Here is a 22,185-nt window from a genome sequence, read left to right on the forward strand (position 1 = left end):
TGCTGCAACGTCGCACCGATGTCCGCCGTCACCGTCGTCGTCATCGACTGCACCGAAATCGGCGCGTCGCCACCCACGGCCACCGCCCCGACCTGGAGGCGGCGTGAGACCCGGCGCGGTGCGAGGGGCCTGCCCGGCACGCCGGGCAGGCCGAGTGCGACTGGTTCCGCTGAGCTCATCGCGTCACCCTTGGCTTCCGGCGGCGGTCTCCCGGGCGGCGCGCAGCGACTCCTTGAGGGAGCCCATGGTCGCCAGGACCGCGGTGGGCTCATAGCCGCAGTGGGCCATGCAGTTGTCGCAGCGCGGATCCTTGCCGCGGCCGTAAGCGTCCCAGTCGGTCTCCTCCACCAGCTGGCGGTAGGTCGGGACATAGCCGTCGCTCATCAGATAGCAGGGGCGCTGCCAGCCGAAGAGGGAGTAGTTGGGGATGCCCCAGGCGGTGCACGGGAAGTCCGTCTTGCCCTCGAGGAAGTCGAGGAAGAGCGGGCTGTGGTTGAGCCGCCAGCGGCGCCGGTTGCCCCCGGCGAACGCCTTGCGGAACAGCTCGCGGGTCTGCTCGACGCCCAGGAAGTGCTCCTGGTCGGGCGCCTTCTCGTACGCGTAGGCGGGCGAGATCATCATCTCGTCCACCTCGAGCTCGTCATTGAGGAAGTCGAGCACGTCGATGACGGTCTGCGGGGTGTCGGTATTGAAGAAGGTGGAATTGGTGGTGACTCGGAAGCCGCGCCGCTTGGCCTCCTTGATGGCCGCCACCGCCTCGTCGAACACCCCCTCCTTCGCCACCGATTCGTCATGCCGCTCCCGCAGCCCGTCGATGTGCACCGCGAAGGCGAAGTACGGGGACGGCTTGAACAGATGCATCTTCTTCCGCAGCAGCATCGCGTTGGTGCACAGGAAGACATACTTCTTCCGCGCCACCAGCTGCCGCACGATTTCGTCGATCTGCGGGTGCATCAGGGGTTCACCACCCGCGATGGACACCATCGGCGCACCCGATTCCAGCACCGCGCCCACCGCCTGGGCGACCGGCATGCGCTGCTTGAGCACCCCGGCCGGATGCTGGATCTTCCCGCAGCCCTCGCACTTGAGATTGCACGCGAACAGCGGCTCGAGCTCGACGATCAACGGGAACTTGTCCCGCCGCTTGATCATCTTCTGTTCAAAGAGATACGTCGCGACCCGGATGGTCTGGCGGAGAGGCATGGCCATCTAGCTCACCTCCTGGGAGCAGCGAAGAACGGTGCCAGTGAAAGAAAGCGGGAAGAACGGTCCGAAGAACCCGGAAAGCCGATATTCCACCGCGTAGTGTGCCGATTCGGACGAGTTCATGTTCTGGAGCGTCCACGACCACCCGGACGGCCGCAACCGGACGGACGCCGTGGCCGACGGCGGTGCGCAGGGTCGCGGCGGACTCCATGTCCACCGCGATCGCGCCGGTGCTGTGCAGCGCGGCCCGCTCCGCGCCGCGCACCACATGGTCCGAGCCCACGACCGGACCGATGTGGACGGCCCGGCGGGGGCCGCCGGACAGGGGATGTGACAGGGCCTCGGCGAGGATCCGGGTGCCGGTGCACCCGGTGCGGCCCGCCTGATCCCGGGTCTCGTCCGCCACGACGAGATCCCCGGGGTGCATCCCCGGGGCCAGCCCGGCGCAGAAGCCGGTGGCGATGACGGCGATGGACCGCCCACCGGGCGTGGCACGCCGCTCACCGGACATGGCACGCCGCTCACCGGGCTCACCTGGCTCACCTGGCTCACCTGGCTCACCGGACCTTCCGGTGAGCGCCCGGGTCACGGCGCGCTCGGCCGACTGCGGCCCCATGCCCGTGCGCAGCACGGTCACCGCCCCGGCGGCGGCGCCGGGGCCGGCACCGCGCAGGGCGAACCGCTCGATGCCGAGCGCACAGGCGATCAGCAGCGCCGCACCGCCGGCCTCCGCGGCCGGATCGGCGGACATCAACTGCTCCGCGGTCGTGCCCCGGTGGGCTCGCCGTGGACATACCGGCCCAGTGCCGTGACCGGGAACACCTGCCGGTACAGGTGGTAGTTGATGGAGAAGTCCCAGGGGAATCCGGTGCCGGTGAAGTACGGCTCGTCCCAGGAGCCGTCCTGCCGCTGGGTCTCGGCGAGCCAGGTGACCCCGCGCTCCACGGCCGCGCCGTCCCGCTCCCCCGCCGCCAGCAGCGCGAGCAGCGCCCACGCCGTCTGCGAGGCGGTGGAGGCACCCCGGCCCATCCACTCGGCGTCGAGGTAGGAACGCTGGTCCTCGCCCCAGCCGCCGTCCTCGTTCTGGACGCTCTCCAGCCAGCGGACCGCCCGGCGGACCGCCGGATGGGAGGCGGGGACGCCCGCGGCGATCAGCGCGGGGACGACGGAGCCGGTGCCGTACACATAGTTGGTGCCCCAGCGGCCGAACCAGGCGCCGCTCGGCTCCTGCTCGGCCAGCAGCCAGGAGATACCGCGCCGGGTGCGGGCGTCGTACGTCCGCCCCTCGTGCGCCAGCATCTCCACCACATGCGCGGTGACATCGGCCGACGGCGGGTCGATCACCTCGCCGAAGTCGCAGAACGGCAGCTTGTTGGGGAGCGGGCTGGTGTTGTCGACGTCGAACGCGCCCCACGCCCCGTTCTTCGACTGCATCCCCAGGGTCCAGCGCATGGCGCGCCGCACGGCCGCCTCGATCCGCTCGGGCTCGGGGTGGTCGACCCGGCGCAGCGCCAGGATGACCTCGGCGGTGTCATCGATGTCGGGGTAGTTGTCGTTGTGGAATTCGAACGCCCAGCCGCCGGAGGGGAGCCCGGGCCGCCGGACCGACCAGTCGCCGGGCCGGTCGATCTGCTCGGTCAGCATCCAGTCGGCGGCCTTGACCAGCGCCGGGTGGTTGGGGGCGAGTCCGGCGTCGGCGAGCGCGATGGCGGCCAGGCAGGTGTCCCAGACCGGGGACTGACAGGCCTCGATCATCCGGCTGCCGTCCTCGCGCCAGACCGCGAACCGGTCCAGCGACTCCAGACCGGCGCGCATCACGGGGTGGTCGAGGTCGTAGCCGAGGAGATGGAGGGCGATGACGGAGTAGACGGCGGGCGGCTGGATGCCGCCCCAGCAGCCGTCGTTCTCCTGGCGCTCCACGATCCAGCGGGCGCAGGAGCGCAGCGCGGCCCGGCGCAGCGGGCGGAAGGCGACCTTGTGGTACGCGTGCAGGGCCCGGTCCAGCCGCTGGAAGACACCGTCCCAGGAGGCGACGGGGGCGAGCGGGCGCGGCGGATTGGGTCTGCGGGGGTCGGTGTGGAGCTCGTCGAGGGGGAAGGGGGCCGGGCGCACGGGGCGTTTGGCCGAGACGATGGTCAGCGGCACGATGGTCTGCCGGGCCCAGCAGCCGAAGTCGTAGATGTTGAGCGGAAGCCACTTCGGGAAGTAGATGATCTCCGGTGGCAGCTCGGGCAGGTCCTCCCAGCGCCACCAGCCGAAGAGGGCCAGCCAGATCCGGGTGAACACCCGACTGCTCGCGATCCCGCCCCGGGAACGCACCCAGGCGGAGGCGGCGGCCATATGGGGCGCGTCGGGCTCGTCGCCGGCCAGCCGCAGGGCGACGTACGCCTCGATGGTGGCGGAGAGCTCGGGTGGACCGCCGTGGAAGGTGGCCCACGTGCCGTCGGTGGCCTGCTGGGAGCGCAGATAGCGGGCGGCGGCGTCGAGGGTGTCGGGGTCCTGGATGCCGAGGAACTGGCGGAGCATCAGGTCCTCGGCGTCCATGGTGACGTTGGTCTCCAGGTCGCCCTTCCACCAGCCCCGCTCGTCCTGGCGGGACAGCAGGTGGTCCACCGCGCGGGCCGTCGCCTCACGGGCGACGCTCAATGTCTTGGACTCGGATGACTCGGAGGGTTGGACGGTCGGTGTCGCTGTCATGGCTTCCCCTCGCAGTGTGCTCATCTGCCGTCTTTGGGGCTTCCGTCGGGCGGTACCCCGGCTGGGTACCGGCCGGCGACTGCGAACTAGCGGTCCATGGCGATCATCTCTCTCGTACGACGACGAAGTCGGCGAGCGCCACGAACCGCGCCCGGATCTCGGCGGGCATGTCCACCGAGCCCAGCGCCTCCATGGCGGTCGCATGCTGTCTGCGGGCCTCCTGGGAGGTCCAGTCCCGGCCACCCGCCTGCTCGATCAACGCGGCGCGCACGGCGAACTCCTCCTCCGAGAAGTCGGCGAACTCCTCTTCCGGCTTGTGCGCGTCGGCCGCGAGGATCTGGGCGAGCCGCTCGGAGTCGGGGCCGCCGGCGTCCAGCGCGGCGACCACGGGGAGGGACTTCTTGCGCTGGCGCAGATCGCTCCAGGTCCGCTTGCCGGTCGCCTCCGGGTCGCCCCAGATGCCGAGCAGGTCGTCGACGGCCTGGAAGGCGAGGCCCAGGTGGTAGCCGTAGCGCTCCAGGGTGTCGGCGGTGCGGTCGTCGGCGCCGCCGAGCACGGCGCCGATGGAGGCGGCGCAGGCGAGCAGCGCGCCGGTCTTGTTGCCCTCCATCTCCAGGCACTCCTCGACGGTGACCCGCTCGCGGTGCTCGTAGGAGATGTCCTGCGCCTGACCGTCGATCAGCTTCCGGGTGGCGGCGGTGAGCCTGCGGGTGGCCCGCCCGGCATCGGCGGTGCCGATCTCCAGCAGTATCTCGTTGGCCAGCGCGAACAGGGCGTCACCGACCAGGATGGCCTGGGCCGGGCCGTGCACCTTCCAGACGGTGTCGCGGTGGCGGCGCTGCTCGTCCCCGTCCATGAGGTCGTCGTGGAGCAGCGAGAAGTTGTGCACGAGCTCGACCGCGACCGCGCCGGGCACCCCGGCCTCGGGGGCGGCGCCCGCCGCCTCGGCGGACAGCAGGGCGAGCGCGGGACGTACGGCCTTGCCGCCGTCGCCCTCGGCCGGGTTGCCCTCGGCGTCGATCCAGCCGAAGTGGTACGCGGCGACGGTGTTCATGGGCGGGGCCAGCCGGTCGACGGCGGCGCGCAGCACCGGCGTGGCGAGCGTACGGCCGCGGTCCAGCAGCGCCATGACGCCTGCGGTGTCGACACCTGGGGTCGCCGGGGTCACGGTCTCTCCTCTGTTCTTGGTGGTGGTGCTCATGCCGCCTCCTTGGGCGTCCCCCCGCCCGGGGCGGGGAGAGGGTTCACATGCGGGCGGCCAGGGGGCTTCTGATGGATCTTCGCGGGGGAAGGAGCGGCGTCCGGTGCGTGCTCTCGGCGTGCCGGCCGGAAGCCCTCGTACTGGGCGTACTTGGGCTTTCGGCCGGTGCGGCGAGAGGGCGTGCCGGGCGTCGCGACGCCGCGGAGATCCATCAGAAGCCCCCTAGGTCGGTGAGGGCCGCTCGGGCGGCGGAAAGCCCGCTGCGCACGGCGCCCTCCATGGTCGCGGGCCAGCCGGTGGCGGTCCACGCACCGGCCAGGTAGAGGCCGGGCGCGTCGGTCGGGGCTGAAGGCCGGAGGAGGCCGACGCCGGGGACGGGGGCGAAGGTGGCGGTGCGCTCCCGGGTGACGAAGAAGTCGCGCACCCGCGCCCCGCGGGCGACCGGAAGCAGCCGCTCCAGCTCGGGCAGATAGCGGGCGCGCAGCTCGGCCACCGGGCGGTCGATGTCGTCGTACGCGGCGGACTGCGACACCGCCAGGTACTGGCTGTCCCCGGCCCCGGGCGCGTCCCTCAGCCCCGAGGCGTCCGTACGGTCGAAGACCCACTGGACGGGGGAGCCGATCGCGGCGAAGAAGGGGCGGCGCAGCACCGTGCGGTCGTAGATCACATGCAGATTGAGGATGGGCGCGGTGCCGATGCGCAGCAGCCGGCCGGGGTCCTCCAGCGCGCCGTCGGGCAGCAGGGCGTGCGCCTCGCGCTGCGGCACCGCCAGTACGAGGACGTCCGCCTGGACCTGCGGCTCCTCCCCCGGCCGCCCGGCGGTGGCCGCGCGCCAGCGGCCCTCGGGGGTGCGGGTGACGGCGGTCACCCGGGTACGCAGGTCGGTCCGCACACCCGCCGCGTCCAGGGCGCGGTGGGCGTGGGTGTGGTGCAGCTCGCCGAGCGGGGCGCGGGCCCAGCCGATGTCGGCGGCGCCGGGCCGGGAGAGCAGCCCGGTCTTGAAGACCATCGCGGCCAGGCCCAGCGAGACATCGGTCGCGGTGGCGTTGAGCGTGGCCACGCCGACCAGGTCCCACAGCGCCTCGACGGCGCGCGGCGACTGGCCGTGGCGGCGCAGCCAGCCGGCGAAGTCCACCCCGTCCAGCGCCGGGTCCTCGGGGTCGAGCCGCCCCAGGGCGAGCGCGGCGCGGCCCACCCGGGCGCGCTCGGCGAGGGAGAGATGGGGGTAGGTGGCCAGGCTCGCGGACAGGTGGAGCGGCACCGGCAGGGCGGTGCGGCGCAGCCGGCCGAGCCGCCGTCCGGCGCGGCCCCGGGCGTCGAGGACGGGAACGTCCAACCGGCCCTGGAGCGGGGCGAGTCGGGCCGCGCCGACCCGCTCCAGGAACCACTGGTAGGCGGTGCAGCAGCGCAGATACACATGCTGGCCGTTGTCGACGCTGAGCACGCCCGCCGGGGAGGAGCGGTGGAAGGAGAAGGCGAGGCCGCCCAGGCGGGGGCGACCCTCGACCAGGGTGACCCGCAGCCCGGCGTCGGCCAGCGCGAGCGCGGCCGTCGTACCGGCGAGCCCGCCGCCGATCACCAGCGCGCTCCGCCCGGCGGGGCGTGGCCCGGCGGGCGGGGCGGGGTCCAGGGTCGAGTGGGTCACACCGGCCTCCCGGCGCCGCGGCGCTCGACGGCGCGGGCGTCGAGACCGGCGAGACCGCGCACCGCCACGTACGCCTTCTCATGGCCGGGCAGCGAGACGCGGCCGCGCAGGACGGCCCCGGGGTCCCTGGCGATCCGGTCCAGCAGCCTGCGGTAGATGCCCGCCATGGCGGACACGCACGCGCCGCTGCGCCGGTCCAGCAGCGGCAGCAGCCGGAACCCCTCGGCGAACAGCGCCCTGGCCCGGCGCACCTCGAAGTGGACCAGACCGGTGAAGTCGGCGTCGGGCGGTGCGGTGGAGCCGCGGAACGCGGCGGCGCAGCCGAATTTGGCCAGGTCGTCGGCGGGCAGATAGGTGCGCCCGGTGGCGGCGTCCTCGCGGACGTCGCGCAGGATGTTGGTCAGCTGGAGGGCGAGCCCGAGGGTGTCGGCGTAGGTCGGGGCGCGCTCGAGCTCGTCCTCGCTGTGGCCGGCGCCGGGGGCGGTCCCGAAGACGCCGAGCGAGAGCCGTCCGATGGCGCCCGCCACACAGCGGCAGTAGACCTTGAGGTCGTCCCAGGTCTCGTAGGTCTGCCCGGCCACGTCCATCAGCACGCCGTCGATCAGCTCGTCCAGCGCGTCGAGCGGGATCGGGAAGCGGTGTGCGGCGTGGGCGAGGGCGACGGCGACGGGGTCGGTGTCGTCCTCCTCGATGCCACCGCCCCGCATCCGGTCCAGCAGGGCGCGGGTCTCCGCCAGCCGGGTGCGCTTGGCCTCCGGGTCGAGGGGGCCGTCGCCGATGTCGTCGACCCGGCGGGAGAAGGCGTACAGGGCCGACATCGCATGGCGCTTCTCCGTCGGCAGCAGCCTGATGCCGTAGGCGAAGTTGCGGGCCTGGTGGCCGGTCACGGCCTCGCAGTAGCGGTACGCCGCGAGCACTGGCGCGGACGCGTGCGGAGATCCCTTCACGGTCCGGCTCACCCCTCTCTTCGCAGTGTCGCCCCCACCTCGCGCAGCAGGCTGAGCTTGGTGGGCCTGGGCGGTCCAGGGAGTACGTCATGTCCCGCGGCCGCGACCGCCCGCAAGGCGGCCCGCCCCCCGGCCACGAATCCGGCGAGCAGCACCTTGAGCCTGCCGTGGACGCTACCCACCAGGGGGGTGCCTTCATTCAGCAGGGCAGCGGCGCGTTCCGCCTCCTTCGCGACCAGCGCGCGCAACCGTACGCCGCCCCTGGGGGCGGCGAGGTCGGCCTCGGTCACCCCGAAGCGTTTCATGTCCTCGGCGGGCAGATAGACGCGGTCCCTGCGGAGGTCCTCGGCCACGTCCTGAAGGTGCTCGATGATCTGTAGGGCGGTGCAGATGGCGTCCGAGCGGCGGATCCGCTCGGGGCTCGCGGTGCCGGTGATGCCGAGGACGAGCCGTCCGACCGGGTTGGCGGACAGCTCGCAGTAGTCGAGGAGGTCCTGGTAGGTGGCGTACCGCCGGATCCGCTGGTCCTGGCGGTTGGCCTCGATCAGCCCCAGGAAGGGCTCTTGGTCGAGCCCATGGCGGTGGACGGTGGGGCGCAGGGCCCGCAGCAGCGGATGGCGCGGTTCCGCGGCGGGCTGGAAGACCCGGCGGAGGTCGGCCTCGAACGCGTCCAGCATCGCGAGCGCGTCGTCCGCCCGGTCGCGGTCGAGACCGAGCAGTTCGGCGTCGGCGCCGCCGGGGGGCAGATCGCCGTCGCCGATGTCGTCGACCAGCCTGGCGTAGCCGTAGACGGCCATCAGATCGGTGCGCCAGGCGCGGGGGAGGAAGAAGGGGGCCACCGGGAAGTTCTCGTGGGCGGCCTTGTCGAGCACGGCGCGAGCGGCTTCCTGCCCGCCGCTCCGGCTGCCCGACGTGGTATGGGACCCGCTGCGCTCGTCCTCGACGGTCACCGTGGACAGCCAGGCGTACGGGCGAGACCCAGGACGCCACGTGGGTCCCGGCGACCGGGCCCCTCGGGAGCGCTGGAGATGGGCCGTGTAGCCAATGCCGTCACATCCCCCGTTCTACACCGGTTACCAGGGTCCGCACGATCCGGACACGCCGCTCCGCCTTGTCAACGGGCCCCGGCCCCCAGCCCCCGAACAGGCGACAAGGACCCGGCTCCGGCATGATCCGGACGGGCATTGCCACAGCTTACGCCTCTCGGTGTACACATGTACGGAGCGATACCCCGATGTGACCTTCGGCGGGGCGCCGGGCGGGTGACCGGCGAACGCCCCCGGGCCGGTGTCCGGGGGCTTCGGACGGCCTCAGACGACCTCTTCGTAGAACTCCGAGATGTCCAGCACCCGGCACAGGTCGCGGAGCTCGAACTCGAAGAAGTGCTGGCCCTCGGAGAGCGCGAAGGACATATGGCCGAGGGCCTCCATGGAGATCACCCCGTACAGCCGCACCCAGCAGCGGAGCATCACGGCGATGGCTCCGGGCGGCATGTCGACGTCCTGGTCCTCGCTGAGCGCGGTGAGGGTACGCGCGAGGCCGGGGTCGAGCTCCTCGACCTCGGGGGCGGGGAAGCCCCGCACCCGCCACAGGTCGGCGACCAGATCGGAGTACACGGAGCCGAAGACCCAGCTCATATGGCGCTCGGGCTTGGTCTCCTCGCGGCCGAGCCCCGGGGCCCAGGGGCCGAGGATGAGCCCGAACTCATGGGGGTGCTTGATCGCCCAGACGCGCAGCGCGCGGGCGCCGCTGATCCACCGGCGGCCCGGCTCCTCCTCGGGGTGCTGACCGAGGACGCCGCGCATGAAGCGGGCCATCTCCTCGAAAATGTCCACACGCAGCTGAAGGATCAGCGCATCCCGGCTACTGAAGTAGCGGTAGACGGCCGGCGCGGTCATGCCCATCTCACGCGCGATGGCCCGGATGGTCACATTTTCCGGGCCCTCCTGAACCAGGAGCGTCCGGGCGACGTCCTTGATTTCACGGATGGTCGCGATGCGCAGCCGCTCGCGCCGTGAGTACGGTGCGACGTGCGCTTCCCCTGGCGACACGCGTCCCCCTCCCTGATGCTGCGCCGCTCGACAACCCGGCGTACACGCACACGATACAGCGCCTCCGTTTAGTGAACAGCGGCGGTGACAGTGCCTCTGGTTCAACTGCTAGCCCCCTGACCCTGCCACAGATCCGCGGGGTTGCCCCGTCGGTTGGCTCAGCGACCACCATCCGGGTCACCCGGGGGGCGGGGGAGCGTCCGTACATACGTCGGACATTCATTCGGAGGCATTGTGCGCGAGTGCTCCGGGGAGCGGACGGCGAGCGGTGGACGGCCACACCGGGCGCCACCTGGGAGTAAACGCCCGTAGCGATCGTGAAATGAAGTTCTTGGCCGTCCCGGCGCACCTGGGGAAAGGGTCCGTCCCACCCCTTCCACCAGGAGCGTCAAGAAAACCGACCGGTCGGCGCGGTGGATTTCCGGCACGGCCCGGGAACGGTTTCCGCGGCCCGCCGGAGGGCGTCGCCCCGGCGCCGGAGCGCTGCCGCGCGGTCGGCCCGGGCCTCGTCCTTCGCGGCCCGCCGCGCATCTTCCGCATTCCCGAAGCCATCGCCACGGGACGCGTTTTCCCCGAAAAGCGTCCGCGTCCCGTGGATAATGATCGACCGCCATGAACCCCTGCTTCTGACGGTGTGCCGGGGATCCCGGGCCGGGGGGCGCGGGCGAAATCGGGAAAGGCGACGGCGTCGGTCCGGCCCGGAACTCCGATTCCGCTTCCGCCCTCCGGGCTATGGGTGATGAGGGCAGGCGGCGGGGGCGGCGGGTGCGGTCCGGCGGGCCGGGCGGGGGGCGGCGGTGGATCGCTCGCGCGCGGTCACCGTCACCATCACGTCCTTCAGCGGCCGCAGCGAGATCACCGGTGAGCCGTACCGCAGTTCGGTCCCCGGGATCCGGCTGATCCGGAAGCGCTGGTTCACCATGGCCACGATGATGCGCAGCTCCAGCAGGGCCATGAAGTTGCCCACGCACTGCCGGGGCCCGGAGCCGAACGGAAGGTACGCCATCCGCGGCCGCTCCTTGATGGCCTGCGGGGTGAACCGGTACGGGTCGAAGGCCAGCGGGTTCTCCCAGTGGCGCGGGTTGTGGTGGGAGACCAGCGGGGACAGCAGGATCGAGGAGCCCGGCTCGATGTCGTAGCCGCCGAGGCTGTCCGCCTCCACCGCCGCCCGGGGGAAGATCCAGATGGGCGGGTGCATCCGCAGACTCTCGTCGACGACCATCTTGGTGTACGTCAGCGACTCGGCGCTCTCCGCGTCCGGCAGCCCGCCGCCGAGCACCGTGGCGATCTCGGCGTCCAGCTCCTCCTGGACGCCGGGGTGAGCGGCGACCGACAGCAGCGTCCAGCACAGCGAGACGGCGGTGGTCTCATGACCGGCCAGATAGACCGTGAGCAGTTCGTCCTTGATCTGCTGATCGGTCCAGGGCTCACCGGTGGCCGGGTCGGTGGCCCGCTCCATCAGCTCGATCAGCGGCCCCTCCCCCGTCTCGGCGTAGCTCCGGCGCACATCGGCCACGATGCGGTCGAAGACCCGGTGGATCCTGAGGATCTTGCGCTGACGGTCCGTCGGCACCCAGGAGGGCAGCATCTCGGTGGCGGTGCCGCGGCGGAACATCACCTCCACCACATCGTCCACGATCGTCTTCAGCAGGGCCGAGTCCGGCTTGATGTCGTAGGCGAACAGCGAGCGGGAGAGGGTGACCAGGGTCAGCCGCAGCATGTCGGTCATCAGGTCGACGGGCTCACCGGCGGCGGCCTTGCGCTCCCAGGTCTCCAGCATCTCCTCGGTGGCCCGGATGATGTTGGGGATGATGTCGGTGACGGCGTTCTTGAGGAACACCGGCTGCACCGCCCGCCGGTGGGCGCGCCAGAACTCGCCGTCGGTGGTGAGCAGCCCCTTGCCCATGACGACGCCGAACTGCTCGTAGAGCGGGCCGCGGACGTAGTTGCCGTTGTTCTCCACCAGCACCCGGCGCACCGCCTCGGGCTCGGTCACCTGGTGCACCAGGAACGGGCCGAGCCGCATCCGGACGATCTCGCCGTGGTCGCGCTGGAGTCCGAGCAGGAATTCGGCGGTGTTCCGCTTCCAGGGGCCCAGACTGCCCAGCAGCGGGGCGCCCTTGGGGCCGGGTGCGATGCGCGGCGCGGAGGTCGCTGTGGTCATCGGTGGTCTCCTTGCTTTCGCGGCCGCGGCCCGCGGGGCACCGGAAACAGGCGGCGCACGAAGAGATGGTCGAAAAGGACGTCGGAGGTGAGGCGCCGCAGGGCGATCGTGCTGTGGGCGAGCAGTCCGACGGGGTAGCGGGCGCGCGGCCGGGAGCCGCGGGCGCCCTTGGCCACCACCTTCGCCACCCGGCGGGCCACATCGTCCGCCTGGATCGCGAAGGTGCCCGCCAGGGTCCGGCGGCTGCCGGTGTAGATCGCCTCGAAGTACTCGGCGCTCTCCCGGCGGAAGGTCTCGTACGTCCGGCTCACCGGCCGCAGATTGGCCACGTAGGTGGCGCCGAAGCGGGTGGTGCGCACCGGGCCCGGCTCCACCAGGACGACCCGCACCCCGAAGTCGGCCACCTCGTTCCGCAGTGAGTCGCTCAAGCCCTCCACGGCGTGCTTGGTGGCGTTGTAGAAGCCCGAGCCGGGGACGGCGTAACGGCCGAAGATGGAGGAGATGTTGACGATGGTGCCGCCGCCGTGGGCGCGCATCGCGGGCAGCACCAGCTGGCTGAGCCGGACCAGTCCGTACACATTGGTCTCGAACTGCTCGCGCACCTCGGCCAGGGATGCCTCCTCGATACAGCCCGACATGGCGTAGCCCGCGCTGTTGACCAGCGCCCCGACCGCGCCGTGCGCCGCCTCGACCTTGGCGACCGCGGTGGCCATGGACTCCTCGTCGGTGACGTCGAGCGCCATGGTGCGGATGCCCGAGCCCGCGAGCTCCGCCAGCGTCTCGGGCCGCCGCGCGGTGGCGTACACGGCGTGCCCGGCCCGGTGCAGCCGCAGCGCGCACGCGCGGCCGATCCCGGAGGAGCAGCCGGTGATGAGGACCGGGATGCCGGCCCCGGAGCCCGGGGCCGGCTCATGGCCGGTCACGCGGGGGGCGCGTCGAACGCCCCGAGCTGGGTGGCGAGGTCGTAGGAGTCCATGGAGAACCAGCTCTCCACGATCTTGCCCTCGTCGTTGAACTCGTCGATGACGATGCCGGGGATCTCCAGCTTGCGGCCCTGCGCCGGGATGAGGCCCGCGTAGTCGTCGCCGGTGTGGGTGCCGCGCGCGGTGAAGCGGCTGACGACCTTGTTCCCCTCCAAAATCCAGTCGTCCACGGTGACGTGGAGGTCGGGGAAGGACGCGCGCTGGAGCCGCACCCACTCCTTCAGGTGCTCCACGCCCTCCTTGCCGTTGGCGGCGGTGCCGTGGCTGATGTGGTCCTCGGTGGCGCCCTCGTAGATGACGTCCAGGTTGCCCTTGTTGAGGCACTCCTCGTAGTAGCGCTCGAGGACGGCCTTGTTCTGCTCGGGAGTGGACATGAACTGCCTTTCTATTCCGTCGTGTTTCCCAGCGGGCCGGAGAGTCCCGAGACGGTCGCCACGGGGTCCCCGGAGTCTGCGTCGGTGATCCGCCAGACGCCGAGCGAGGGATCGCCCTCGACACGGGTGGGTCCGCGCTCGGCGGAGTGCGGTGCGATCCGGCCGAGGATCAGCGGGTCGGCGGTGACCGAGAGGCCGTCGCCCTGGGTGGTGCACCGCCGCACCACGTTCTCCAGCGCGGCGATCGGAAGGGCCGTCCCGGGCACATACGGCGTCGCCCACAGGTCGACCGGCAGGCAGCGCGGGACCTCGGCCACCAGGCGGCCCGCCGCCGCCACCGGCCCCGCCGTCCACGCGCAGAGCGGCACCACGGCGCCGCGCCAGTGCAGGAAGGGCGGCCCGGAGCGGAGCGTGGTGGTCTGAGGCACGTCGGGGCGCGGCGGGGCGGGCGGCCGGGGCGCGCCGGTCTCGTGGACGATGCGCAGGCTCGCCTCCGGGCCGTCCGCGGCCCCCTCGTGGCGGTAGCGGACCTCCACGATCCAGTCGTGCCCTTCGCGCACGCCGCGCATCTCGCGGACCAGCCGGATCGCGGGTCCTTCGATGCGCAGCAGCGCCAGCGGCACCACGATCTCCTCCAGCGCACCGGCCCGCAGCGCCGGGAAGTCCTCCGGGACGATCCATTCGGCGGCCCGCAGGGCGTTCTCCAGCAGCAGGGAGGGCGGCAGCGCGGGGGCGCCGTCGATGCGGAAGTCGCCGAGCGCGGGGGTGTGTGCGGGGTCGAAGGCGACGCGTGCCGTCAGCTGGGCGTGCGGCTGGTAGGAGGTCACCTCGCCGAGGTGGAAGACCTTCGGGTACGCGGCGGCGAACCCGGGCAGCGCGGGCACCACCGGATAGCCGATGGCCTGCCCCGGGTCGAGGGCCTTGCCCAGCGGCCCGACGAAGGTGACCTCGCCCTCGGACCCCGCCAGCAGTTCGGCCCGCCAGCGCTCCAGGCCGTCCGCCACGTCGATCGCGGCCATGTAGCGCAGCGTGGCGGCGAAGTTGGCGATCAGCCCGATGCGGTCCCAGGTGGGCCAGGCGAGGGTCATCACGGGGAACGCGGCCCGGCGGGCGGCCCACTGGCCCAGCCGCGCCAGACCGTCGTTGGCCGCCGCGTATTCGAGCTGACCGACCATGCCGCCGAGCCGTCCGGTGAGCGAGCCGACGCTACAGAAGAACTTCAGGTCGCGCCCCCGCACCTCCTCGAAGACGTTGAGGAAGCCCTCGATCTTGACCTCGACGGTGCGCAGGATCTCCTCGTCGGTCTTCTTCGGCAGCCGGGCGGAGGTGTCCACCCCGGCGTTGTGCACCACCCCGGCGAGCCGGCCGCCCTCCAGCGCGTCCTCGCGCCGGATGAGCTCACGCACCTGGGCGCGGTCGGTGAAGTCGCAGCGCGCGTACTCGATGCGCAGCCCCTCCCGCCGGGCGGAGGTCAGATGGGTGGCGAGCTCCCACAGCCGGCGGGTGCGGGCCAGCCGGCCGCGGACCACGGCGGGCGACTCGCCCTTGGCGCGGCCCGCCCAGATCCGCTTCTCGTACGCCTTCCACCCGGCCTCGTCCACGCCGAACCAGGGCTCGTCCCCGCTGGGGAACGGCTCCCGGCCGGTCACCACGACCCGTACGCCGTGCCGGGCGGCCAGCGACCGGGCCAGCTCCCAGCCGATGCCGCGGCCGCCGCCGGAGATCAGCACGGTGTCCTCGGGGCCGAGGGTGAGGGCGGCCGGGGCCACCGGCCGATCCTCGGGGGTGAGGGTGTACCGGCGGCCGTCGCGGTGGCCGACCTCGATCTCACCGGTGCGGCGGCCGAGTTCGGCGGCGACGATGCCGGGCAGTTCGGCGGAGGCGGCCAGGTCGATGTCGACGACGCGGGCGGCCACGTTGGGGAACTCCCGGTGCAGGGTCTTGGCGAGCCCGGCCCAGATGCCGCCGAGCGGCTGCTCGAGACCGTCCCGCGGATGCTGGCCCATCCCGCCGCCGAGGTAGCTGACGGCGAGGTAGCACAGCCGGTCCGCGGCGGTTTCGGCCGCCCAGTCGTCGTAGACCCCGCGCAGCGCGGTCACGGTCTCGATCAGCGCCCGCCGCCAGGCCCCGGCGGAGGCGGCCCGGTCCGGGTCGTACGCCCGGCCCACGGTGAGGTCGACGACGGCGTCCACGGGGCCGGGTCCTTCCGGCTCCCGGCGCACCAGCGCGCCGTGCCCCTTCAGTTCGCGTTCCACACCGGCGGCGATGTCCTCCTCGCCGCCGATCAGCAGCACCCGCAGCCCGGCCAGCCGGGGGTGCGGCCCGGCTGGTTGGGGCAGCTCGGTGAGCCGCCACACCATCCGGGTCACCGGCTGGACCGGCGCGTCCTCCGCGGTCACGGTCATGTCCGGTCCTCCCCCTCAGGTGCCTGCTCCAGGGGGACGGCCGCGCCGGTCTCGGCGTCGACATAGCCGATGAGGGTGGCCCGCATGTCCTTCATCTGGAGCAGCATCCGGCCGTCGGGGCGCACCGCCACGAAGCGGTTGCTGATGGTGTCGGCCGCCAGATCGAAGCCGGGCGGGGCGACGAAGAGGTCGATGTCCTCCCCGGACGCGGCCAGGTCGTGATCGCTGATCTCCTCGTACAGATCGATCCGGCGGATCGACAGCGGCGCGGCCACCGGCACCAGATGCCCGTCGACCAGATCCAGCACCCCCACCCGGGCCAGCCCGTCGAGCAGGATGCTCGGCACGGTGAAGCGGGACCACACCGGATCGCCGGGCGGAACATCGGGCGCGTAGCGGGCGCGCTTGCCCCGGGGGTGGATCCGGGTGTCGGTGGTGGACACGAAGGGGCCGGTCAGCCGCACCGGGGAGCCGGGCTGGTGGTACGGGTCGGGGACCGGGGTCTCCTCCCCCGCCGGCCACTCCTCCCAGCGCGGCGCGGTGGGCGCCTCGGTGTCGAGCAGCACCCGGGCCAGGAAGTGCGTCCGGTCCTCGACCAGGACCACCCCGCTGGGCGCGACCACGTCCTCGGTGATCCGCACCTGGACGACGGTCACCTCACCGGGGCCGTCCACCAGTTCGGCGCGGATCCGCCTGGGACCGGCCGGGATGTCGCGGTAGACCCGCAGGAAGTGCTCGAAGCGCAGATCCTCGAAGGCGATCACCCGCTTGCCGGGGACCAGGGCCCGGGCGGCCTCGGCGGCCAGTTCGGTGACGAAGGTGCCGGGCAGGGTGGCCTCGCCGCGCACCGTGTGGTGTTCGAGATAGCCGTCGGTGTCCAGGTCGAAGGGGCACTCGTAGACCACGGACCGCTCGTCGGACGCCACCAGGCGGCGCAGGAAGAACCCGGGCCGCCGGTCCAGATAGCCGGGGTAGAAGCGCTCCACCGTGGCGCGCTCGGCGTCGCCGAGGTGGACGACGGAGGGGCGCCGCACCGGGGCGTGGAGCTCCTGGACGAAGTGGTGGATGCCCTCGGCGATGGCCATGTTGCTGTACGAGCCGGCGCGCTCGTAGTACGCCTTGGTCAGCTCGTTGGCACCCATGCCGACGCCTTCCCACAGCGTCCAGCCGACGGTGAACTCGTCCGTCCGCGCATCGGTGGCGCTGGTGTGGGTCGCGGCGGCGGCCAGGAAGTCGTTGGCCGCGGCGTAGTCGGCCTCCCCCAGCTGTCCGAAGTAGCCCAGCAGCGAGCCGAAGTTGCACCACAGCCGGGGCGGTGCGGTGCGCAGGGCGCGCTTGAGGTGGAGGTAGGAGTCCAGCTTCAGATCGCGGATGGCGGTGAACTCGGCGAAACTCTTGTCCTTGATCAGCCCGGAGCGCTGCAACCCGGCGGCGTTGACCAGCAGGTCGATCCGCCCCCGCTCGTCCAGCACCCGGCCGATCGCCCGGTCCACCGCCGCGCCGTCGCGCATGTCGCAGGCGAGGTAGGTGACCCGTCCGGCACCGCTGTGGGCGGCCATCTCGTCCAGGTTCCGCTTCGCCCAGCGGGCGTTGACCATGCGGTCGAAGGCGCGGTTGATGTCGGCCACGGTGCGGCCGTCGCGCCGGGCGATCTCCGTCTTGATGTAACCGGCGCGGCGGGCGGCGAACTCCTCGTCGGTGCCCTGGTACGTCTCCGGCGGATAGTCGTCCAGGGAGTTGCTGCCCAGGACGTAGATCCGGGGCCGGAAGTGCTCGGCCACCGCCTTGACCACCTCGGCGGTGATGCCCCGGGCGCCCCCGGCGACCACCACGACGGAGTCCGGGCCGAGGACGGCCGGTGCCCCCGCGCCGAAGTCGTTCGGCTCGTCGGAGAGCAGATACGCCTTCCGTACGCCGTCGAGGTCGAACACCGCGGGGAAGACCCGCTCGGCCGCGCTCTCCTCCTCGGCGCGGGCCATCGCCCCGGTGAGGTCGGTGGCCGAGGTGCACAGCGTGAAGGCGAGGCAGGCGTCCCGCTCCAGGGCCGCGGTCTTCCACAGCCCGGTGAAGAGCCCGGTGTACGGATGCGGGACGCCGCCCGGCGCCGCGCCCAGCAGCAGCGCCACGGCCGAGGAGCCGGGGTCGCCCAGGTCGTCGTAGAGGTGCTGGAGGGTCAGGTAGGCGGCGTCGTGCAGGGCGGTGAGGGCGGGCGCGGGGCCGTCCGTGGCGGCCCGGCCGAGGTCACCCACCACCCTGAGGTGGGTGACCCCGGGGCCCGCGCCCGCCAGGGCCCGGCGGACCGACTCCTCGGTGACCTCGGCCAGGTGGTGCCAGCCGGGTCGCGGGGCCGCGAGTGGCGCCGTGGACAGGACGGTGAGCTCCGCGTCCGGTGGCGCGGCGGCGGCGAGCGGCTCGGGGGCGTCGGTGAGCACCACCGCCCCGGCGGGCAGGAACGGGACGCGCTCGCGCACGGGGCGCGCGGGCAGCTCGGTCAGGACGGGCACCTGGCGGCGGACCCGTACCGGGGCGCCGTCCGCGAGCCGTCCGTCGGTGGTGAACGCGGCGGGCAGCGCGGCCGGGGCCGCCTCCCGGCCCTCGGACTGCGGGTCCTCGGACTCCCGGCCGCCGGACCCGGGGGCGCCGGGCCCGGGGCCGTCACCCGGGATGGTCAGCCGGAGCCGGGCCCCGGCGGCGCCCTCGCTCTCGTCGGTGGCGATCTCCACGGTCCCCGAGGGCCGGTGCAGCGCCTTGAGGACGGCGAGGCCGCCGGCCGCGCCCAGATAGCGGGCGTGCTCGGGTGCGGGCGTACCGCACAGCAGGATCTCGTCCGCGGTCGCTGCCCCGCGCCCCGTCTCGACGGCGCCGAGCGGCTCGTCCACGTACGCGAGCACCTCGAGCCCGGCGGCGCGGGCCCGCTCCTCGGTGGTGAGCGCGAACAGGAAGGCGCCCTCGGCGAGTTCCCGGGCCTCCGGCGGCAGCAGCTCGCCGATCAGCGTCCGGTACTCGGGGAGGCTGTTGCCGTTGATCCCGCCCGCGAGCGCGAAGTCCAGCTCACCGGTGCGCAGATAGCGGCCCGCGGAGGTGATGGAGGAGACGGCGGAGGCGAAGCCGGAGTCCATCGTCATGTTCGGGCCGTTGAGGTCGAAGTAGTTCGCCACCCGGGCCGAGATGATGTTGGGCATCTGGCCGGGGAAGGAGTCCTCGTTGGAGGCCGGGATCATGCCGCGCACACGGTCGCCGAGCCGCTCCAGCACACCGGGCAGGGCGTCGGAGGGCAGCTCGCCCAGCGCCTCGGCGATGTCGTCGAGGTAGCAGCGGTTGGCGTAGAGCATCGCGGCGCGGGTCGGGCCCATATGTCCGACGAACACCCCGGTCTTGAGCGCCCGCTCCCGCCAGAAGTCCGGCATCTGGTCGCGCAGTTGATGGGCGCACTCCACGATCATCAGCTGGCAGCGGTCCAGGGCGCGGATGGTCTTGGGCGGCAGCCGGACCTTGCTGAACGGCGGCGCCGGGTACTCGTCGCCGAAGCTGTCGCGGGGGCGCGGCCCGCCGCCCAGCCAGCGGGTGACCTCCTCGCGGCCCGCCAGCCCCGGCAGATGGGCCGACCAGCCGACGATCGCCACCCGGCTGCCGGTGTCCGGGACCTTGGTGACGGTCGCGGGGGCGCGGTCGGCGGCGGTGGCGTCCGCGACGGCGGGGCGCGCCCGGTGCTCGGAGACGATCAGATGGGCGTTGGTGCCGCCGAAGCCGAAGCCCGACACCGCGGCCAGCCGCGGGCCGTCGGACCGCTCCGGCCAGCCCTTGTGCTCGGGGGTGATCTCCAGTCCGGTCTCGGCGAGCCGGAAGTCCTCGCGGGGCTTGGAGAAGCGGAACTGACCGGGGATGGTGTGCTCGGCCAGGCCCAGCAGGTTCTCGATGAGCGAGACCACGCCCGCCGCCCAGCCGGTGTGGCCGATCAGGGACTTGTTGGAGGTCACCGCGGCGGGTCCGGCGGTGCCGTAGTACTCCCGCAGGGTGGTGAACTCGGCGAGGTCACCGGCCGGGGTGCCGGTGGCGTGGGCGTTGACCCAGCTCACCGCGGAGCCCTCGACCTCGCCCGCCTCCAGGGCGCGCCGCACCGCGAGGCTCTGCCCGGCGGCGTTGGGCGCGTAGATCGCCTTGCCCTTGCCGTCGGAGGACGAGCCGAAGGCGCGGAGCACCCCGAGCACCTCGTCGCCGTCGGCCCGCGCCCGGCTCAGCCGCTTGAGGACGACCAGCGCGGCGCCGTCGGCGAAGATCACGCCATCGGCGTCCTCGTCCAGCGCGTGCACCTCACCGCGCTTGGAGAGCCCCTGGAGCTTGGAGAAGAGCACGGTGCCGCGCGGCGCGAGCGCGAAGGCGCCGCCGCAGACGGCGATGTCCTGCTTGCCCATCAGCAGGCCCTTGGCCGCGATGTCGATCGCGTACAGCGACGAGGAGCAGGCGGTGTCCACCATGTGCAGCTCGGTGGAGGGCGGCAGCAGACCGCGCATCGCCAGCTCTCCGACGCGGTGCGGCAGGAAGCGCGAACGGTCCTGTCCCGCACGCCAGTAGCGGCGGTTCAGGGCAGCCTCGATGTCGCCGCCGAGCGCGGTGCGCTCACCGTCGTCCAGCGGCAGGTCCCCGAGGATGTCGTGAGTCATCCGGGTGACGCTGTCCAGCACCCCGGCCTCTTCCAGGTGCTGGCTGCCGTCGGGGGTGTAGCCGACCACGAAGGAGCAGCGGTCGGAATCCTGGTGACGCACTCCGTCCAGGGCCTGGACCAGGCTGTGGCGCAGCCACATGGTGGTCAGCTCGTGGTCGTCCGCGCCCTCGGCCATGCTGTCGACGGAGCCCGGGGCGGCCTGGAAGTCGGTGATGAAGACGCAGCGGTCGGCGTACGCCTTGTCCTCGGCCGCGGTGTCGACGGCGTGGAAGTTCTCGTGCCGCCAGCGGTCCCGGGGGATCTTGACGAACAGCTCGTCACCGGTCGTACGGAGCTTCCAGAACTCCTCGGGGCTGTTCGCCCCGGCGACCGCCAGGCCCATGCCGACGACGGCGATCGCGTCGTCGGGGACGTCGGGGGGCAGGTCTTCGGCGGGCGCGTCCACGGCCTCGGGGACGGGCGCCGGCTCCGGCGCCAGGACGGGCTCGGGCGCGACGGCGGGCTCCGGCTCCGGCGCCACGGCGGGCTCCGCCTCAGGGACCGCGACGGGCTCCGGCTCCGGTGCGGCCTCCTCCGCTACGGGGGCCGCGGCGGGCGGCGACATGAGGGCGGCGCCCAGCGTCAGTCCCCCGTCGGCGAGCACCACCTGTCCGGTGATCCACCGCGAGGCGTCAGAGGCCAGGAAGGCGACGACATCGGCGAACTCCTCCGGGGTGCCAAGCCGTCCGAAGGGGGTCGCCCTCGCGATCACCTCCTGCATCTCCCGGGCCCTGGGGAACTTGTCCGCGACCTCGCTCTCCAGCATGGCGGCCGAGGCGGTGTTCACCCGGATGCCCAGCGGGGCGTACTCCACGGCCAGATAGCGGGTGGCCGCCTCGGCGGCCGCTTTGGCGGGGGCGCAGGCCGAGTAGTTGGCCATCACCATCTGCGAGCCGCCGAGCGCCGAGACGGTGACGATCGACCCGCCGCCGCCCCGCGCCATCAGCGGGGCCGCGGCGCGGGCGCAGCGCAGTCCGCCCTTGTAGTTGGTGTCGATGGCCTTGGCGATGTCCTCGTCGGTCACCTCGGCCAGGGGCAGCAGGGCCCCGTTGGCGGCGCTGTTGACCAGGATGTCCAGCCGCCCGTGACGCTCCTCGATCTCGGCGAACATCCGGTCGACCTGCTCCTGCCGGGCCACCGAAGCCCGGGCGAGCTCGACCCGGGCGCCGTCTGCCACCAGTTCGTCCCTGGTGCGCTTGGCCTGGTCGTGTGAGTGGAAGTAGTTGAGGACGACATCGGCGCCGCGGGCCGCGAGGGTCCGCGCGATCGCCTTGCCCACGCCCTTGGAACCCCCGGTGACCAGGGCCACCTTCCCCGTGAGGTCTTTCATCGGAACGACTGACTCCTTCTGCGTCTGCTGCGACGGGGGGTGGGCGCTTCAGCCCGTGGCGGAGGCCGGTGTGTGGGCCCCGTGGTCGTTGAGCTGCTGGAGCACAAAGTCGGTGATCTTGCCCATGGTGTTGTAGGTGGCCAGCCGGAAGCCGGACTCGCGCGGCGGCAGCCCGTAGCGGCTGGAGACCCTGGACAGGAGCTCGACCTGCTTGACGGAGTCGACGCCCAACTCGGCCTCCAGCTGCACCTCGTCCTCGAAGACGTCCTCGGGGTATTCGAGCGCCTCGGCGTAGAGGGTCCGCAGCTCCCCGAAGAGCTGGTCGCGGCCGTACTCCTCGGGCCGCGAACCGGAGGCGGGGGCCGCCGGGGTCTCCGGGGCGGGCGCGGGAGCGGCCTCGGCGGCGGGCTCGGGAGCGGCCTCGGCGGCGGGCTCGGGAGCGGCCTCGGCGGCGGGCTCGGGAGCGGCCTCGGCGGCGGG

At 72.8% G+C, this 22,185-nt stretch carries 15 protein-coding genes; all 15 read right to left on the reverse strand.

What is annotated here, in order from left to right:
- Positions 1-179: flavodoxin-dependent (E)-4-hydroxy-3-methylbut-2-enyl-diphosphate synthase (locus ABD329_RS44800; RefSeq protein WP_486388711.1), on the reverse strand; the 179-nt coding region annotated here is incomplete at its 3' end.
- Between the two features lie 4 nt (positions 180-183).
- The gene (gene hpnH / locus ABD329_RS44805; RefSeq protein WP_198281912.1) at positions 184-1,209 is read right to left on the reverse strand and encodes an adenosyl-hopene transferase HpnH; all 1,026 of its coding nucleotides are present in this window, start codon (positions 1,207-1,209) and stop codon (positions 184-186) included.
- A complete protein-coding gene (locus ABD329_RS44810) occupies positions 1,160-1,957 on the reverse strand; it encodes a phosphorylase family protein (protein WP_198281911.1) in 798 nt (265 codons plus the stop codon). Before ABD329_RS44810 ends, hpnH begins: the two co-directional genes overlap by 50 nt.
- Positions 1,957-3,903: a squalene--hopene cyclase gene (shc, locus tag ABD329_RS44815; RefSeq protein ID WP_344317982.1), complete on the reverse strand. Its 1,947-nt coding sequence runs from the start codon at positions 3,901-3,903 to the stop codon at positions 1,957-1,959. Before shc ends, ABD329_RS44810 begins: the two co-directional genes overlap by 1 nt.
- Positions 3,904-4,006: 103 nt before the next feature.
- A complete protein-coding gene (locus ABD329_RS44820) occupies positions 4,007-5,104 on the reverse strand; it encodes a polyprenyl synthetase family protein (protein WP_198280645.1) in 1,098 nt (365 codons plus the stop codon).
- 211 nt (positions 5,105-5,315) lie between these two features.
- Positions 5,316-6,749, reverse strand: a complete 1,434-nt coding sequence (gene hpnE, locus ABD329_RS44825; protein ID WP_309142887.1) for a hydroxysqualene dehydroxylase HpnE — start codon at positions 6,747-6,749, stop codon at positions 5,316-5,318.
- Positions 6,746-7,708 (reverse strand): presqualene diphosphate synthase HpnD, encoded by a 963-nt coding sequence (gene hpnD / locus ABD329_RS44830; protein ID WP_198280646.1) that lies wholly within the window; start codon positions 7,706-7,708, stop codon positions 6,746-6,748. Before hpnD ends, hpnE begins: the two co-directional genes overlap by 4 nt.
- A complete protein-coding gene (hpnC, locus tag ABD329_RS44835; protein WP_198280649.1) occupies positions 7,705-8,568 on the reverse strand; it encodes a squalene synthase HpnC in 864 nt (287 codons plus the stop codon). The genes hpnD and hpnC overlap by 4 nt, the downstream gene beginning before the upstream one ends.
- A 438-nt stretch (positions 8,569-9,006) precedes the next feature.
- Entirely contained in the window at positions 9,007-9,747 is a 741-nt protein-coding gene (locus ABD329_RS44840; protein ID WP_198280647.1) for a TetR family transcriptional regulator, read from the reverse strand.
- 730 nt (positions 9,748-10,477) lie between these two features.
- Complete coding sequence (locus ABD329_RS44845) at positions 10,478-11,911, reverse strand: cytochrome P450 (RefSeq protein WP_344317984.1); 1,434 nt, start codon at positions 11,909-11,911, stop codon at positions 10,478-10,480.
- The gene (locus tag ABD329_RS44850; RefSeq protein WP_198279110.1) at positions 11,908-12,834 is read right to left on the reverse strand and encodes an SDR family NAD(P)-dependent oxidoreductase; all 927 of its coding nucleotides are present in this window, start codon (positions 12,832-12,834) and stop codon (positions 11,908-11,910) included. Before ABD329_RS44850 ends, ABD329_RS44845 begins: the two co-directional genes overlap by 4 nt.
- Positions 12,831-13,268 (reverse strand): ester cyclase, encoded by a 438-nt coding sequence (locus ABD329_RS44855; RefSeq protein WP_162001940.1) that lies wholly within the window; start codon positions 13,266-13,268, stop codon positions 12,831-12,833. Before ABD329_RS44855 ends, ABD329_RS44850 begins: the two co-directional genes overlap by 4 nt.
- An 11-nt stretch (positions 13,269-13,279) precedes the next feature.
- Positions 13,280-15,673, reverse strand: a complete 2,394-nt coding sequence (locus ABD329_RS44860) for an SDR family NAD(P)-dependent oxidoreductase (protein ID WP_198279109.1) — start codon at positions 15,671-15,673, stop codon at positions 13,280-13,282.
- Positions 15,670-21,705, reverse strand: coding sequence for an SDR family oxidoreductase (locus tag ABD329_RS44865; RefSeq protein ID WP_198279108.1), 6,036 nt, complete (start codon positions 21,703-21,705; stop codon positions 15,670-15,672). The genes ABD329_RS44860 and ABD329_RS44865 overlap by 4 nt, the downstream gene beginning before the upstream one ends.
- 48 nt (positions 21,706-21,753) lie before the next feature.
- On the reverse strand, positions 21,754-22,185 hold a 432-nt coding region (locus ABD329_RS44870; RefSeq protein ID WP_344317985.1), incomplete at its 5' end, for an acyl carrier protein.

Source organism: Streptomyces javensis, from assembly GCF_039525925.1.
GTDB lineage: Bacteria > Actinomycetota > Actinomycetes > Streptomycetales > Streptomycetaceae > Streptomyces > Streptomyces asiaticus.